Here is a 16933-nt window from a genome sequence, read left to right on the forward strand (position 1 = left end):
ATGTGACTTCAAACAATTCCTGCTAATCTTTGTTCAAAAAATCTTCTTTTGTCCTATTTACGCAATTCCGCTCCGAATTGCTCTTCCAGACGAGCCACTACACGGGCATGAACTTCAGTAACTTCCTCATCGGTGAGTGTACGTTCACGATTCCGGTATACCAGTGCCATCGCCACGCTTTTCTTGTTTTCACCCAGTTTACTGCCAGTAAACACATCGAATACCTGTACGTTTTGTAACAATTCACCCGCCGATTCACGAATGGCGCGCAGCATATCTCCAGCTTCAACATCCTCATTCACAACAACCGCGATATCACGTTCCATGGCTGGGAAACGCGGAAGTTCACGATAACGAATATCAGCGTCTGCTTCATTGTAGATCGATTCAAGTGCAATCTCTGCGATGTACACATCATTCAGATCATACTGCTGTTGCAGTTCCGGATGCAATTGACCCAATGTACCGATCAATGTGCCTTCTCCGCCATCCTTACCTTCCAGGTAAACCGATGCGGACCGTCCCGGATGGAATCCTTCAGGGCTGTTTGCTACCAAGCGAATGCGTTGTTCAAGCCCCACATAGGCGAACAGCTGCTCAAGAGCACCTTTCAGATCGAAGAAGTCTACTTTCTCCGCTCCAACATTCCACTGCTGGCTTGCACGATTACCGGTGAGCAGCAAGCCCAGTACCGGAATCTCATGTGGTTGCTTGGTCAACTGATCTTCTTCAGTGAAGAACACATTGCCCACTTCAAATACAGCCAGTGAATCCTGTTTACGGTTCATGTTATACACCGCTGCATCCAGCATTTGCGGCAAAATACTCGTACGAAGCACACTGCGGTCCTCGCTCATAGGCATCGCGAGTTTCACGGCTTTACTTCCTTGTGTCAACGCCGGGAACAGAGTCGCTTTATCCGGGTGTACAAAGGAGTAACTGATCATTTCCTGCCAGCCACTGCCGGAGAGCAATCCACGAATGGTGCGACGCATTGCTTGAGAGCGTGTATATGCCCCTGGAGTCGTTGGTCCTTCAATCCATGTAGTTGGAATGTTATCGTATCCGTACAGGCGTGCAATCTCTTCAAACAAGTCTACATCGAGCGTAATATCCCCTCTGCGTGTTGGCACTTCCACATCCAGCAATCCTTGATCAGCATCACCACATGCAAAGTGCAAACGAGCGAAGATCGTTTTTACCTCAAGCAAAGACAGATCGGTTCCCAGATAACGATTCAGTCTGTCCAGCGACAATTGAATTACACGTTTCTCCGCAGCTTCTGCTCCAGCTTCCACGATTCCCTGGTGCACTTCACCTTCAGCATAACGCTGAATCAGTTCAGCCGCACGATCCAAAGCCGTAATCACCGCACCCGGGTCTACTTCCTTCTCAAAACGCATGCTTGCTTCGGAACGCAGCCCCAGTTGGCGCGACGTTTTCCGAACGGTTCCGCCATCGAACTTGGCGGATTCCAGCAACAGATTCACCGTGCCTTCCGATACCTCGGAATTCTCGCCACCCATAACCCCAGCGATGGCTACAGGTTTCACGCCATCTGTGATAAGCAACATATGTGGCTCCAGCTTACGCTCTTGGCCATCCAACGTAACAATCGTTTCGCCTTCGTTGGCCATCCGCACTTCAATATGGCCCTTTTCCAGCTTATCCGCATCAAATGCATGTAGCGGTTGGCCGTATTCCAGCATGACATAGTTCGTGATATCAACGATGTTATTGATCGGACGAACACCAGCCGCCATGAGACGGTTTTGCATCCACAGCGGGGAAGCACCCAGCTTAATGCCGGTTACATAACGAGCTGCATAGTGACTGCAGTGCTCTTGTGCCTTAATCTCTACTGAGATATGATTCGCGGCTGCATCACCAATTTCAACCAGTTGCTCTTTGGGACTTGGCAGCTTCACTTCACGACCCAGAATGGCACCCACTTCATAAGCTGCACCACGCATGCTTAGACAGTCGGAACGGTTCGGTGTCAGGTCCAATTCAAGCACATGATCGTCGAGACCAAGAACCTGACTGATTGGCGTTCCAACCTCCGTTTGTTCCGGCAGAACGAGAATACCTTCCTGCTGATCTTTCGGCAACAATTTGTCGTTCATGCCCAGCTCTTTGGCGGAACAGATCATGCCAAGGGAGACAACACCGCGCAGTTTGGCTTTTTTGATATCCAATCCACCAGGGAGCTTCGCTCCAACCAGGGCTACGACTACTTTTTGGCCTGCATCCACATTTTTCGCACCACACACGATCTGAAGATCTTCTTCCTGACCAGCATCAATGACACATACATTCAGTTTGTCTGCATCGGGGTGTTTCTCCTTGCTCTTCACATAACCTACAACAACTTTATTCACGCCCTTGTTGCGGTTCTCCACTACATCAATTTCGACACCCGCACGGGTGATTTTCTCCGCCAATTCCTGTGGCGTCACACCTTCAAGGGAAATATAATCAGACAGCCAATCTGTCGATACTCTCATGGACGTTCACTTCCTTCATCTATAAATTGGTGTTCCCGGTTCATTCGCTTGCTCTATATGGTTAATCTTTCTTGTCTTAAAGTTACAGCCGTCCGAATTGCTTCAGGAAGGTCAGATCACTGTTGTAGAAGTGACGGATATCATCGACACCATACTTCAGCATCGCGATACGCTCTACGCCCATACCAAATGCAAAACCACTGTATTTCTCCGGATCATAACCACCCATTTCCAGTACTTTCGGGTGAACCATACCGCCGCCCAAAATTTCAAGCCAGCCTGTTTGCTTACATACGCGACAGCCGCTGCCGCCACATTGTACACAGGTTACATCCACTTCTGCACTTGGCTCTGTGAACGGGAAGAAGCTTGGACGCAGACGAATTTCTGTGTGGGAACCGAACATTTCGCGCACGAATTGCAACAGGGTTCCTTTCAGATCGCTCATACGAATGTTTTCGCTGATGACCAAACCTTCAACCTGGTTGAATTGGAAAGAGTGCGTCGCATCGTCGTCATCACGGCGGTATACTTTACCTGGGCAGATGACTTTGACAGGCACTTCGCCCTTCATGCTCTGCATGGTACGTACTTGAACCGGAGATGTATGGGTACGCATCAACAAGTCTTCAGTAACATAGAAGGAATCCTGCATATCGCGCGCCGGGTGATTCTTCGGCAGATTCAATGCTTCAAAGTTGTAATAATCCATTTCGACTTCAGGACCTTCCGCAACGCGGTATCCCATACCGATGAAAATATCTTCGATCTCCTGTACCACTTTGGTCAGTGGATGCAGTCCGCCTTGACGTCCACGACGTCCTGGCAGAGTCACATCAATTTTCTCGGATTGCAGACGCTTCGCCGTCTCTTCCTTCTGGAACTGATCCTGCTTGCTGTCGATGACTTCCTCAATGGCAGCCCGAACATCGTTGGCTACTTGACCAATAACTGGACGTTCCTCCGCACTAAGCGCACCCATACCACGCAAAATCTCAGTTAATGCACCCTTTTTCCCCAAATACTTTACACGCAGATCACCGAGCGTCTGCGGATCATTCACACCAGACAACTGCTCCAGCGCTTCGATCTTCAATGCCTCTAAACGTTCTTTCATGTGTAATTGCCCCCTTTTTGTGGTGTTTTTGCAACAAAAAAAGGCCTTCTCTCCCCTGAAGGGACGAAAAGACCGTGGTACCACCCTTGTTAGACATCCAATGCTGCGTGGCCCTTCTGGCCTGCAACTGGTTCTGTCTCACTTTGTACGGAATAACGACCGTTAACCGTTTGCCCCTACTGTTGCCTCTGTGTCTGCACACAAACAGGTTCAGGGAACCGCTTCGGAGTGAATTTCGGCAGCCTTGTTCTACAGAAACGCTCTCAATCTACGGCGCTTCCTCCCTGTCCAGAGGCACTGCTTACTTATCTCCATCATCACGTTTGCTTTTAAGTTAAACCTCTAGAGTTTGTCAAAAAGTCCGCTTTTGATTACGAATGATGCCTGGCGGCATCATCAGCGTCGAATATGGCATTCAGCCGAATAAGCAGATGCTTACGAAGTATGTTTCCTTCGGAAACATTGTAGTTGCTCACGTAGTTTTCCCTACGCTCCGCTACTCCATTTCTATCTTCATCCCATCTTCTTGGTACTGAAAACCGATCTTTTTGAACACTTACCTATATCGATGTAATCATCGATGATCGTTCATAATTATATGCAAAATAGATCGAAATAGCAAGCCGTCCATGTTCTAATTTATGCTTGCACCCTTATCTTTCAATTGTTTCAGGCGCTGCTGGATTTCGCGAATCTCAGCTGCCTCGACTGCTCGCTCATTCGAATGCTCGGGCTGTGTCAGACTGTCTCTTCCAGCAGTGCTTACAGGAGACAGCAACTCCGATAGTCGCATCTCCAATCGTAACCGCTCATCATCGGATTCTCGGGTCTCCAGCGCCACCTCCCGAAATTTGTTGGACTGCTCCCAATCCGACACACCTCCTTCAAACAGAGTTGCTGTGCCACCAGCCTCCAGATCGCATAATCGATTCGCAAGTGACTTCGTCAGCATCCGGTCATGGGATACAAGCACCAAAGCACCTGAAGCCTGTTTTAATACATTTTCCATGACTTCCTGGGTATCGATGTCCAGATAGTTCGTCGGTTCGTCCAGCACCAGCAGATTCGCTCCGCCAAAGTACAGTCTCAGAAATGCCACTCTGCACTTTTCCCCCATGCTCAAATCCCCAATGCGCTTGAACACATCATCTCTGGAAAATAGGAAACATCCCAGAATGGTACGTGCCGCACTTTGTGTCATGGATGGAAGAGTAAGCAAGCTGTCCAGCAGCGTCTGATTCTCGGGAAGCCCTTCCAGCTCCTGTGAAAAGTACCCGATTTTTAGCTGTGGATGCCGTGTGACCTTGCCTTGCGAAGGTTCCAGTTCACCAATCATCAACTTCAGCAGTGTTGTCTTGCCCGTTCCATTAGGACCTCGTACAGCAAGCCGATCTCCGCGTTCCACAGTAATCCGAAGATCACGCAGCAATGGTTTGTCTCCCGTATATGAAAAACTCACCTCTTCCAGCGCAAGCAACTGACGTGCAGCCAGTGGATTCATTTGTAATTCCATGTTCAACTTTGCAGCTTCACGAGGTTTATCTACCCGTTCCCGCTCCAAACGTTCCAGCTGTTTTTGTTTCGCATGGTAACGTGAAATATTTTTGTTGGCTTTGGCCTTGTAGAAGCTCTGGGTGATCTTCACCTCCACATCAGTCGCCGAATTATGCGCTTTATGGAACCATTCCTGATAATTTCGAATCGTTTCTTCCAGCGCCTTACGTTCCAATTCCTGCCTGCGGTAGATCGTTTCCTGTTCGCGTAATTCACGCTCTTTGTGGATCTTGTAGTCGGAGTATCCGCCCTTGTATTTAGTCAGGGCATCTGGACTGAACTCAATGACTCCTGTTGCTACCTGATCAATAAACGTACGATCATGTGATACAAATAATAGCGTACCTTCATATGAGGACAACCACTCTTCAAGCCAGCGCATGCTTCCCTCATCCAGATGATTCGTTGGTTCATCCAGGATCAGAAATTTAGGCTTGCTGACAAGCAACCCCGCCAAACGAGCCTTTGTTTTTTGTCCACCGCTCAAGGAATGATAGGGTCTATTCCAATGCTCTGCGGATAATCCGAGACGAGTCAGTACTTTCTCAACCTCAGTCTCCCACATATAACCGTTCAACTGTTCATATTGCTCCATCACTTGTGTATAAGCTGCAAGCAGCTCTTCATCGGCTTCAGTGCTCATGCTCAACCGTTGTTCCAGTTCTTCCAAGTTCCGTTTCACTTCATAGATCTGACCGCTCTCACGCCGGACCGCATCCAGTACATTCATCCCGGCCTCAATCTCCGAGCGCTGGCGCATGAACCCCCATTCCTGCTGAGGAATATGACGTTCAATCCGTCCGCCACCATGCTCCTCACCCAAAATGATGCGTAACAACGTTGTCTTGCCACATCCGTTTCGACCCAAAATGGCGAGTCGTTCGCCCTCATTAATCTCCAAATTCAATCCTGTAAACAATTCATTACCATTCCACTCTTTTGATACTTCATGTAAGCGTACCAATGTCATCATGAGGCCTCATCCTTCCTGCATCCTTTTTGCTGAACAAAAAAAACCGCTGGCATCAGCCGGCGGTTTGGCAATTCAGGGTTGGATCAAGCATTCAAAGACAGATCTAAGGTAAGCTACGGCATGAACAAAGAAACCCCAAATACAGGGTACACGTAAACCTTCAAGGCTTACTTGTTCCATACCTTTCCCATAGCTGAATTTGGACACACGAATCCCCTCATTGCTCAGCCGCTCTGGCTGACTGCGTCATAAAACCGTCTGCAGTTAACTGGGGTTAAATTCATGTGTTTTACTTCATGGGACGTATGGTTACCTCTCATTCATGTGTAGTATCAATTTCTCCGTTATTGTACCAGATCATTGTAAAAAAGCAAAGGGTATATAAATTAAACTAAAGAATACTTACTACTCTCCACTCCGAAGACAGAACAATCTTCTGCTCGCTGTTACCACGGGATTTCTTTTAAGACAGAAAAAAAGCCCTTGCATCGCAAGGGCTCCGGTACTGCTTCGTTAAGCGGGTGATGGGAATCGAACCCACGCTATTAGCTTGGAAGGCTAAAGTTCTACCATTGAACTACACCCGCATGATTGAAGATTTAATTGTTAAGTTCCTTAGGAATTTAACAGTGATTTTACAAATAATAATATACCATGATCCTCTATAGCATGCAAGTCATATTTCCCATTTTTTTCATTAAGCATCCATCAAAAAAAAGCAGGAGCACCCTCGCGCCCCCGCTGTTCCCTATCCTGTAGGCTTATCCACATCTCTCAAAAACTGCTTTTCAAATTCAGCGGCTTTAATCGGTTTGCTGAAGAAATAACCCTGAGCCTCGTGACAGTGTTGATTGCGAAGAAAGACCATCTGATCTTCGTTCTCCACGCCCTCAGCTGTGACTTTCAGTTGTAAATGATGCGCCATTGAAGTGATGGTAGATACGATCGCGGCGTTATTGCTGTCCTCCATGACTTCATTCACAAATGAACGGTCAATCTTGAGCCGATCAATCGGCAGATCCTTCAGATAGTGCAACGAGCTGTATCCCGTTCCAAAATCATCAATACTGATATGCACACCAATTTCTTTGATTTTGCGCAACTGTTCGAATGACCGGTCTTTATCAAATGTCATGCTCTCTGTAATCTCCAGTTCAAGCCATACAGGCTCTAGTCCCGTCTCTTTGAGAATGCCATTGATATTGTCCAACAAATGGGAGTGCCTGAATTGTCTCATCGACAGATTCACTGAAACACACAGTTTACGATAACCGGCTTCCTGCCACTGTTTGTTCTGTGCACATGCTTCACGAAGCACCCATTCGCCAAGCGGTACAATGAGCCCACTCTCTTCAGCCAGAGGAATAAATTCCGCCGGAGATACCGAGCCTCGCTGCGGATGCTGCCAACGCACCAAGGCTTCCATGCCAACGATTAGCCCACTTTGCAGATTAACCTGCGGCTGGTAGACCAGGTAGAACTGACCTCGATCCAACGCCTTGCGCAGATCATTCTCAAGCTGCAAACGCTCCTGTGCCTTCATCTGCATCGCATGGGCAAAACGATTCAGTTCCATTCCTTGTTCCTTAGCACTGTGCAAAGCCGTATCTGCATTCTGAATAATCTCCAGTGGTGACTCCCCATCATGTGGGAAAATGGCCATCCCGATTCCAAGTGTAAGATGGTACTCATTGCCATCAACCAAGACGGGCTTCTCAAAAAGTTGCAAGATGGATCTTGTCCGACGCAACGCTGTATCGGTTGAACTGAAATCTGTCATCGTTAATGCAAACTCATCTCTTCCCAATCCAAAGACTTCTTCTCCTGGAAGTGACGAATGTTTCAGTCGTTGACCTACCTGACGCAAAACCCGGTTAGCTGCTTGCTGTCCAAGCGAATCATTAATGGTTTTGAACCGATTAATATTCAGGACCAGTACACCAACAAGCTGTTCCTGCACCACGGCATCATCCATCATCTTTTTCAACCGCTGTGAAAGGCGACGACGGTTTGGAAGTCCCGTTACATCATCATGATGAGCAATATAGTTCATCTTGGCTTCCGCAACCTGCTGTTGCAGGAAAGGCGTGTCCACTACGGACGTATACAGTCCTTTTTGAATGAAAAAATATGCCATACAATTACTCAGCAATCCTAATAACAGATTGAGATCGTTCACCCCAGTTGCTGAAACAAAATAACATTCACCAAAAAAGAAACACAGAATGCCACATAGAATGGTTGGTAGATCAGCATCTTTGGTTTTTTTCCATTGCACAAACATAAGAACCGCAATAATGCCATAGAGCAATCCAACCATAAGATGAACTCGGGTGAAGATACCACCCAGCACTTTCCCGTCAAGCATACTCGGCAACATGCTCCATTCCTGAATAGCCAGTATGTACAGAATAACAAAGGTACCCAACGTCCCACTGAACAGTAAGAATTTGCGTGGTAATGCAATTTCTTTCTCATTAATGGTATACACGAGCAGTAAACCTACGGAACATACCAAAGATCCCATGGTTGACATCATTAAGGAGAACTCCGATTCCATCATGGCTCCATTTGGAATCTCTTCTGCAAATGAAACGATATGAACCAGTTCAAACAGACCAATCAATAAAAAGAGTGTTGTCAATAATGTCCTCCGAAGAGTTAGCTTCTGTGTCCGAAACAACCAGCTTTGATTATAGATGCCGATACAAGCCGCTACCGCAGCGAATCCACCCAAGAGTGTCAAAACCGGGTAACCCGATATGATCAGATCAGAGCTTGAAGAAGAACGAAACCATTGACTTGCGAGGAAACACAATAAGCCGCATACAGCGACCAAAATTATTTTTCTCTGATCTTGCAGATTAACCTTCATGCCGTGTTTTCCTTCCCGGGATCACCTATCCTGAATTACATTAACCAAACTTAAAAACTTACTACACAATTCGACAAAAAACATATTAACCAACGTTCAATTCACATGCATACACATGCTATCTGGTACATAATAACATTTAATTTTGTATACGTGAACTAAAAAATAGTTACTCCTAGGAATATTTATTCATAAATATAGAGATAAACAAGGCATTAAGAACTAAAAAAACATGGATCTCCAGTTAGAGTCCATGTTTTCCTATTTTGCAACTGTATTTCAGACTATATTACTTATCAAAATTCACTTCTGGTGTTGTTAATTTATCATAAAAATCAACAACCTTATCCTTGTCTTCCGATGAGCGAATCGCCATCGCTGAACGTGGATGCTCGTCCAACGCACCTGTAATCATGTAAGGCAGAATGTAACCCCATTCTTCTTTTTCTCTGAGTGGAACCATCAACTGTTCCAACACACCAAGTACTGGACGCAGATTGTATTTCGTTCCTTTCAGATGAGCTACGAGCAATTCGGTTGGACAGTTTCCTGCCGCACGGCCCATACCATACACAGAAGCATCAAGCAGCTCAACGCCAAGTTCCGCCGCAATCAATGTGTTAGAAAACGCAAGCTGCATATTATTATGTGTGTGAACACCAAGACGCTTGTTAGGCAAGTGAGTCTTGAACTTCTCTACCAGATATTTCACATCATTATGATCCAGACTACCGTAAGAATCTACAATGTAGACAACATCTACGGAGCTTTCTTTGATCAATTCAAATGCTTCCAGCAACTCATTCTCCATAACATTGGAGAGTGCCATAATATTAAGTGTAGTTTCATATCCACGATCATGGAATGTTTGAACCAGTGCAAGTGCCTTGTCCACATCTTTGCTGTAGCAGGCAACACGGATCAGATCCAGCATGCTCTCACTGCGAGGCAAGATATCATTTTCGTCCACACGACCTACGTCAACCAGTGCAGACAGTTTGGTATTGCCTTTTTGAGGGATAACTTTACGCAGGAAATCATCGTTCAGGAAACGCCATGGTCCTGCTTCCTCGGCACCTTTAAGCAACTTCGGAGAGTTCTTATATCCAATTTCCATATAATCAACGCCAGCTTCATTCAATCCAGCATACAGCTGTTGAACAAAGTCCACGCTAAAGTCCCAATTATTCACCAATCCGCCATCACGGATCGTACAATCTACAATTTTGCAATGATTTGTCTTCATTAATGTCTGCTCCTTTTCTGACCAACTTGTGTATTCCTCTCATGATACTTGAACGTGACAAGAAAAGTAAAGGGATTCCGGACTTATTTACTTCGATAAGATTTCCAGGTTCGGTCAATCTCAACCATATCGGAATGATCCGGAACCTTTCCTCCATACCGCACGCTGTTATACGTATCAGGAAGTCTCGCAGACAGCTCATCTTCTTCTAACTTCACACCATTCTGAATAATGGTCTGTGCAGCCTCGAGCGGAGTTTGCGTCCCCTGTATTTCCACGCCTCGATGAGCAGCTCTGTCAATCCAAGTCCGATAGTAATACCGAACACGTTCAGCATTCTGCGCAGGTGGCGCTTCTTTCTTCCGAAACCAATTCTTTCGGACTTTTGCTGGCGCATCAAGCGTCTCACTGACATCGATATACTCCGTCCGTGGTTCTGCCTTCTTTTCACCTGGTTGTAACATCCCCTTGAATCGATCCATAAGTCTGTTTATCGTTTTTTGTCCCACCCTCATAAGCAGCCACAGGATTGCTCCTGCTACAGCACACATCACTACCCATCCGAGGATGTTCCAGAAGACCGAGGGCTCGGATGGCGGCTCTCTCCAGTCATTCGGTATATTTAGCGGCTGATTGGGGTTGTCCATTGGTAATCGTGGCTCCTCGCCAGAAACTGGACCAAACCATCCCCTGATCCATGCAAGCAAGCGGTCACGTAGCGGCCCCAGCCAGGCAGCCAGACTTGGGAAAGCACCGATCGCAACGATAACAATAAACATCCACATGAACCGCTGATGATTTGCACGTGCAAAATCTCTTAATACCAATCTTCTCTTGCCGTCATTGAGTATTGCCTGATCCAGTTGCAGCATATATCGTCCAACCAGCCAAAAGGCAAAGCTGATCACACCCGCAATATAGATCCATACAGTGTAGGTTTGTATCGGCTGCATGAATTCCAACGAATTCGAAGCAATCATAAGCACGATTGCACTGATTACACCCATAATCTGCAAGCGCCATAACAACACAGAATGAAAGACTGGCTGGAAGGTCAGACCTGCATAAGCCGAGATGACTCCACACAGTACCAATGTGATGATATCCGGCAACGGGAGAATGAGGCTCATCCCAACAACGAGTGCGACGAGAAACCCTATGACGAGTGCCGTTACTCCACGAATGAATGTACTCTTCTCGCTAAGACCTGGAATTTTATGCTGAATGAACTGTCCCAACCAACCTACAAGAACAACCAGGATGAATAATGTGAACGGCAAATGTTCCATTGCGTAGAATGAAGCAAGCGTAAATATCGGAAAAAGGTATATACCAGCCATCAAGACGGCAAGCATTGCTATGAGTCCTTTGGTCGTCGCTACCGGTCTGTTCCTCATGCACTCACCGCCTTTGTATTACCCTTCACGTCCTCTACCGGGAGAATCGTCACACGATGTCCTTGTTCGTGCAGACGTGCAATCTCGTGCTCCATTGCGGCAGATACATAGGATGTAATCAGCAGATAGCTGCGGATTTGCTGTGCTTCTTCATTCAGACGTACTTCATCATTCAGAAATTGCTCCATGGGTACCATGCATTTCAACTCTGTCTCAGCCATAGCTTCCAGTAACCGTTCCAGATGGGGCGTGCCATAATCCGGCTCAATCCGAAGTGTATCGCGGCCTCCACCCACATGATAACCATTATGGGCGAAGCCTGCCGGCAACCCTCTACCGATGGCATCCACTGCAGCCGTGGCAGCGTAACGAAGTGCCCGTTCAATCTTTTCCGGTCGAGTAACAACACTCCACATATCTGCCGATTCCTGAATGTTGACTACAATCCAGGATTGCGGATCAGCCGTCCATCCCTGCTTGTAGACTTGTAATTCACCTGTACGTGCACTCGCTTTCCAGTGAATACGATTCATGGGGTCGCCTGCACCATAAGGCCGAACACCCAGGATCAAGAAAGGATCTTCAACGATCCATCGTGATACTTCCACTTCTCCCTGCCATACCTGATAAATTGCAGGAAGATCCTCTGCATTCACTAATGAAGGATACACAATCATAGACATTTGCAAAGGAATCGGTTTGGTGGAACGCCACACGCCAAAGAGATCCCCACCTGTCATCGTTGCTGTATTTAATGGATAAACTCCACGCTGAGTACATGTAAAAGGATGCTTACGCGTAATACGAGTAAACGGTTTTAACGTAAAAATACTCTTATGGTTCTGATAGATTTCGCCTTGACTAATATCCATACCTGAACCGGAACGAAATACAAACGACACTGGCATCATCGATTCAAGTCTGAGCCACGGAACGGAGACTCGTTTCTCATTTGATATCGTCTCCACCATCTCAAGTTCATCTCCAGCGTAACAACGCAGCTTGCTGAATTGTCTGCTGTACTTGAGTTTTCGCAGTGCAGGTCGTCCAAACCACACACCATGTATAACTACGACAATGCCTCCAACAAGGACAAGCCATAATAATGCCATAAGATTAACGCCCGCTTGTAGCGAGATTCTCCGTAGGCACTTCTGTCTGATTCAGAAGTTCCTGGATGATACGCTCAGCCAAGCCCTCTTGTTGTCTGATCCGGTTACGGAATACAAGTCGGTGGGCCAGCACAGGTTCCGCCAGAACTTTAATATCATCAGGCAAAACAAAGTCTCTGCCATGCAGCGCAGCCCAGGCCTGACTTGCCTTGAGTAATGCCTGAGCCCCTCGTGGACTTACGCCAAGCGAGAGCTCGGGATGTTGCCTTGTTGCTTCGGTTAACTGAATGATATATCGTAGCAAATCTTCGTTGATTTGCACTGTTTTATACGTATCCTGCGCCTTCAAAAGTTCTTCACGACTGATCACTGCCGAGAGATCATCAACTGAACGACTGGCTACCGTACGTCTCAAAATTTCTACACTCTCTTCACTGCTTGGATAACCCATGCGAATTTTCATCATAAAACGATCCATCTGCGCTTCAGGTAGCGGAAAAGTTCCCTGGTTATCTACAGGGTTCTGGGTGGCGATAACGATAAATGGCCGTTCCAGCTGTCTCGTTGAACCGTCAATACTGATCTGGCGCTCTTCCATGCACTCCAGCAAGCTTGATTGTGTACGCGGTGTAGCCCGATTAATCTCATCGGCTAGTACAAGATTGGCAAACAAGGGGCCGGGTCGGAATTCAAAATCCCCTTCTTTTTGATTAAAAAAATGAATTCCTGTTAAGTCAGAGGGCAGCAAGTCCGGTGTAAACTGTATCCGTTGGAATGTGCAGTCCAATGAAGAGGCTACCGATTTGGCGAGCATCGTTTTCCCGGTACCCGGTACATCCTCCAGCAGCACATGTCCTGACGCTATGATCGCTGTCATCACCAGCTCTATCGTATGCTCTTTTCCCACAATCACTTTTCCCACGTGATCCATCAGTTGTTGATTCATTCGTTCCATTCCTTGGATTTCCATCTGCATCTCATCCTTCCGTTATGGAGCTTATGTATTCGCATTCATTACTAACTATAACCCTTATTGGCAACATAAAACAAAGGAGTTGGCAAATGGCCAACTCCTTAACTCCCCGCTTTTCTCAATATACCAAGGGTAACATAATTATAAACCGCGTGCCTTCGCCCTTTTTGCTGTCCACAGAGATGGTGCCTCCATGGTTCTTGATGATTCGGTAACTCACCGAAAGTCCAAGTCCCGTTCCGCTCTCCTTGGTCGTGAAGAATGGATCAAACAGACGTACAAGCGTGTTATGGTCCATCCCTTGACCGTTATCCGCGATGGAGATCTGCACGAACTTGTTTTCCGTGGCGGTAGATATTCGAATTAGACCCGTATGTTCTTCGCCGACTTCCTCAATGGCATCCATTGCGTTTTTCACCATATTCAAAATAACCTGCTTAATCTGTTTGACATCAATGGATACATTCAACGGGGCATCCCCTTCATCCAGTACAATCTCGCATCCCTTCATCAAACCTTCGCTTTCGGTCAGCAAGACCACCTCTTTGAGCAAAGAGTCGACGGATATCACGGTCTTCTGTGGAGCTGACGGTTTGGAAGAATTCAAAAATTCGTAGATGATGTCATTCGCCCGATCAATCTCCGTCAGTATGATTCGAGCGTACTCGTCTTTGCCGAGCTGCAGCAAATGTGGCCTGAGCAGTTGGATGAACCCACGGATTGCAGTCAACGGATTACGAATTTCATGAGCAATAGATGCTGAAATTCGCCCCAGCATCGCAAGTTTGTCATTTTGATAAGCGGTCTGTTCAATTTGTTTATAATCAGATACATCTTTGACGCTGAACAAGAAGTCGCCATCCATCTGATCACCGTACGTCACAGTAACCAGCCAATGCCTTCCGTATTCATCAATCAACTCATGATAGCGCTTACGGTGAAAAATAGTTTCCCGATAGATACGTAAAATTTTCTTTTTCTTGAATCGGCTCATCTGTGGATGATGCAGCATTTGCATCAGGGTGCAGCCGCTCAACAGACTTCTTGGAAGTTCCAACAACTTTGCCATCTGAACGTTAATAAACGTCAATACACCGTGACTGTCAAACAACATAATACCGCTATCCAGATGTTCCAGTACATTCTCGTACTTGTTGTTATCCAGATGCACAGGCGGGAAACCATCCGTTGGTTGAGGCACTGTATCCTGAAATTCACTAATCATGTCAGGTTCCTCCTTTTCACGTAAATGATAAACTTGCCATTCGGACATCATATCATCACAGAAACAGGAAGGGCCGATTTTTATTTTTCATTACCGGTGCCCTTTCGTTGGGGGGCTGAGCCGAAAATATGGATGGCATGGCCGGAACTCAAGCTGGTCTATTCCCGGTAACCAACAGTCGATCCGGAAAATCATATACGTTTGTCCCATTCTGACCTTCTCCTATTCCCAAACACGAACATTTTTTTGCTCCGCCTCTTTTGCAAGTCTGTTTTTATCATAGACAAGTTTATAGAAGAGAGTCAATCGGAGAAAGTGTCGAATGGAAATTATTTTAAAAAAAACCTCGAATTAGTTCCAGAATACAGCACAAAAACGAAGCCGTTTCACCCAATAGGCAAATCAGCTTCGTTTTTAATATCTTTAATTGGTGATATATCCGAGATCATCTATAGTCCGGTCTTATTATGCTGAATTTTCAGTCTGCGCTGACTCATCACAGCTAATCGACGTTTAAGTTCGCTTTCCCACTTCTCGTCTTTGGTTTCCTTGGCGAGCCTGAGCAAATCCAGAGCCATATCAATCTGGCGTTGCACAATGACCATGGCATCCTCGCTCTCACGGTTTACACAGTTTTCAAAAATCGCATCCTCATCTTCTGTAACATAATCTTGAAAGTCGATCTCAGATGCACCGTCTCCATGCGCGTATTCAGCCAGAATTTCGTATTCGTTTTCCACTTTATAATGCACCTCAACCCGATGACACACCGGGCAAAACAGCAGGGGAACATTATGAACCTGGGTGCGGTAATGCTTCAGCGTGCCCTTCGTTCCAACCATACTTGCCCCACAACAGTAACTCATTTTTGTTCACCCTCCTTATTACGTGCCGGGACAAATGCCATCCCGTACACTTCCAGCACTTCCGAAAAGGAATAGTTCCATCAGTGTATCACATTCATGTACAGATTATAAATGCAGAGCACCGGAATATTTACCGGGTTTCCATACCCTATTCGCCTTGAAGGCCATCAATTCCTCTTTCAACAGATAAAAAGAAGACTTTCTTCTAATATATTATTAACACGCTTAGCTGCTTGTTCAAACACTTTTGATTAACTTCGTGATAACTTCCGCCAAAAGGGTGCAAAAAGCCCTCAATCCCTAACGGGATGAGGGCTTGAACAAAAACCGTTCAAGTTAACCTGGCTTACAGGTTAGTGTCGCCTGGTTTCCAGTTCATTGCACACAATCCGCCGGATTGCAGTGCTTGCAGTACGCGAAGTGTTTCTTCAACACTACGGCCTACATCGTTGTGGTTAACCACTTGATATTTCAATTCGCCTTCTGGATCGATGATGAACAGACCGCGCAATGCTACGCCTTCTTCTTCGATCAGAACGCCGTAATCTTTAGCCACTTGCTTCGTGATATCGGAAGCCAGCGGGAAGTTCAATTGACCCAGACCATTGCTGTCTACAGGTGTGTTGATCCATGCTTTGTGGCTGTGCACGGAGTCTACGCTCACGCCAAGGATTTCTGTATCCAAAGCTTTGAATTGCTCGGAAGCAACGCTCAAAGCTGTAATTTCAGTTGGGCACACAAATGTGAAGTCCAAAGGATAAAAGAAGAATACAAGCCATTTGCCACGATAATCGGACAGTTTAACGGAACCAAAGTCTTGTCCGTCTCCCGATACTGTTTCCATTGCGAAATCCGGTGCTGGTCTACCTACCAAACGTTCTGCCATAACTAAAAATTCCTCCTTTGGGATTATGTAAGCATCCTTGCGGATTGCTCATCATCAAGAAAAACGCGTACGCTTTTCCTGTAATTAAAATGATTTGATACTTGATAACAAGTACAAGTAAAATGTTATCATCCGGACTTCCCAAAGTCAAGATTATAAACATTATTTTTTTATAATCATTATAAATAAGGATTTTTCGTGG

The 16933-nt window shown here is 46.2% G+C and carries 11 protein-coding genes and 1 tRNA gene; all 12 read right to left on the reverse strand.

Annotated features, from left to right (window positions below; genetic code table 11):
• Positions 1 to 53 precede the first annotated feature (53 nt).
• A complete protein-coding gene (gene pheT / locus QF041_RS11715) occupies positions 54 to 2507 on the reverse strand; it encodes a phenylalanine--tRNA ligase subunit beta (RefSeq protein WP_307414243.1) in 2454 nt (817 codons plus the stop codon).
• Positions 2508 to 2589: 82 nt separating this feature from the next.
• Complete coding sequence (pheS, locus tag QF041_RS11720; protein ID WP_017689641.1) at positions 2590 to 3624, reverse strand: phenylalanine--tRNA ligase subunit alpha; 1035 nt, start codon at positions 3622 to 3624, stop codon at positions 2590 to 2592.
• A gap of 634 nt (positions 3625 to 4258) precedes the next feature.
• Positions 4259 to 6151: a ribosomal protection-like ABC-F family protein gene (gene abc-f, locus QF041_RS11725; RefSeq protein ID WP_307414246.1), complete on the reverse strand. Its 1893-nt coding sequence runs from the start codon at positions 6149 to 6151 to the stop codon at positions 4259 to 4261.
• 516 nt (positions 6152 to 6667) lie between these two features.
• Positions 6668 to 6738: transfer RNA gene (locus tag QF041_RS11730), tRNA-Gly, on the reverse strand.
• A 161-nt stretch (positions 6739 to 6899) separates the two neighbouring features.
• A complete protein-coding gene (locus QF041_RS11735) occupies positions 6900 to 9026 on the reverse strand; it encodes a bifunctional diguanylate cyclase/phosphodiesterase (protein ID WP_307414248.1) in 2127 nt (708 codons plus the stop codon).
• Positions 9027 to 9315: 289 nt separating this feature from the next.
• A complete protein-coding gene (locus QF041_RS11740; protein WP_307414250.1) occupies positions 9316 to 10272 on the reverse strand; it encodes an aldolase catalytic domain-containing protein in 957 nt (318 codons plus the stop codon).
• An 83-nt stretch (positions 10273 to 10355) separates the two neighbouring features.
• A complete protein-coding gene (locus QF041_RS11745; RefSeq protein ID WP_307414252.1) occupies positions 10356 to 11669 on the reverse strand; it encodes a DUF4129 domain-containing protein in 1314 nt (437 codons plus the stop codon).
• Positions 11666 to 12781: a DUF58 domain-containing protein gene (locus QF041_RS11750; protein ID WP_307414254.1), complete on the reverse strand. Its 1116-nt coding sequence runs from the start codon at positions 12779 to 12781 to the stop codon at positions 11666 to 11668. The genes QF041_RS11745 and QF041_RS11750 overlap by 4 nt, the downstream gene beginning before the upstream one ends.
• 4 nt (positions 12782 to 12785) lie before the next feature.
• Complete coding sequence (locus QF041_RS11755; RefSeq protein WP_017689647.1) at positions 12786 to 13751, reverse strand: AAA family ATPase; 966 nt, start codon at positions 13749 to 13751, stop codon at positions 12786 to 12788.
• Between the two features lie 121 nt (positions 13752 to 13872).
• Complete coding sequence (locus QF041_RS11760) at positions 13873 to 14979, reverse strand: PAS domain-containing sensor histidine kinase (protein WP_307414256.1); 1107 nt, start codon at positions 14977 to 14979, stop codon at positions 13873 to 13875.
• A 449-nt stretch (positions 14980 to 15428) separates the two neighbouring features.
• A complete protein-coding gene (locus QF041_RS11765; protein WP_017689649.1) occupies positions 15429 to 15845 on the reverse strand; it encodes a hypothetical protein in 417 nt (138 codons plus the stop codon).
• Positions 15846 to 16191: 346 nt separating this feature from the next.
• On the reverse strand, positions 16192 to 16731 hold the full coding sequence (locus QF041_RS11770) for a peroxiredoxin (RefSeq protein WP_036610146.1): 540 nt from the start codon (positions 16729 to 16731) through the stop codon (positions 16192 to 16194).
• Positions 16732 to 16933 lie beyond the last annotated feature (202 nt).

The sequence above is a fragment of the Paenibacillus sp. W2I17 genome (genome assembly GCF_030815985.1).
In the GTDB taxonomy this organism is placed as follows: Bacteria; Bacillota; Bacilli; order Paenibacillales; family Paenibacillaceae; genus Paenibacillus.

Excerpts from the sequence above, each read along its gene's own strand:
- abc-f (WP_307414246.1), bottom strand. The coding sequence starts at position 6,151 with ATGATGACATTGGTACGCTTACATGAAGTATCAAAAGAGTGGAATGGT.
- QF041_RS11745 (WP_307414252.1), bottom strand. The coding sequence starts at position 11,669 with ATGAGGAACAGACCGGTAGCGACGACCAAAGGACTCATAGCAATGCTT.
- QF041_RS11770 (WP_036610146.1), bottom strand. The coding sequence starts at position 16,731 with ATGGCAGAACGTTTGGTAGGTAGACCAGCACCGGATTTCGCAATGGAA.
- QF041_RS11765 (WP_017689649.1), bottom strand. The coding sequence starts at position 15,845 with ATGAGTTACTGTTGTGGGGCAAGTATGGTTGGAACGAAGGGCACGCTG.
- QF041_RS11750 (WP_307414254.1), bottom strand. The coding sequence starts at position 12,781 with ATGGCATTATTATGGCTTGTCCTTGTTGGAGGCATTGTCGTAGTTATA.
- QF041_RS11740 (WP_307414250.1), bottom strand. The coding sequence starts at position 10,272 with ATGAAGACAAATCATTGCAAAATTGTAGATTGTACGATCCGTGATGGC.
- QF041_RS11735 (WP_307414248.1), bottom strand. The coding sequence starts at position 9,026 with ATGAAGGTTAATCTGCAAGATCAGAGAAAAATAATTTTGGTCGCTGTA.
- pheT (WP_307414243.1), bottom strand. The coding sequence starts at position 2,507 with ATGAGAGTATCGACAGATTGGCTGTCTGATTATATTTCCCTTGAAGGT.
- QF041_RS11760 (WP_307414256.1), bottom strand. The coding sequence starts at position 14,979 with ATGATTAGTGAATTTCAGGATACAGTGCCTCAACCAACGGATGGTTTC.
- QF041_RS11755 (WP_017689647.1), bottom strand. The coding sequence starts at position 13,751 with ATGGAAATCCAAGGAATGGAACGAATGAATCAACAACTGATGGATCAC.
- pheS (WP_017689641.1), bottom strand. The coding sequence starts at position 3,624 with ATGAAAGAACGTTTAGAGGCATTGAAGATCGAAGCGCTGGAGCAGTTG.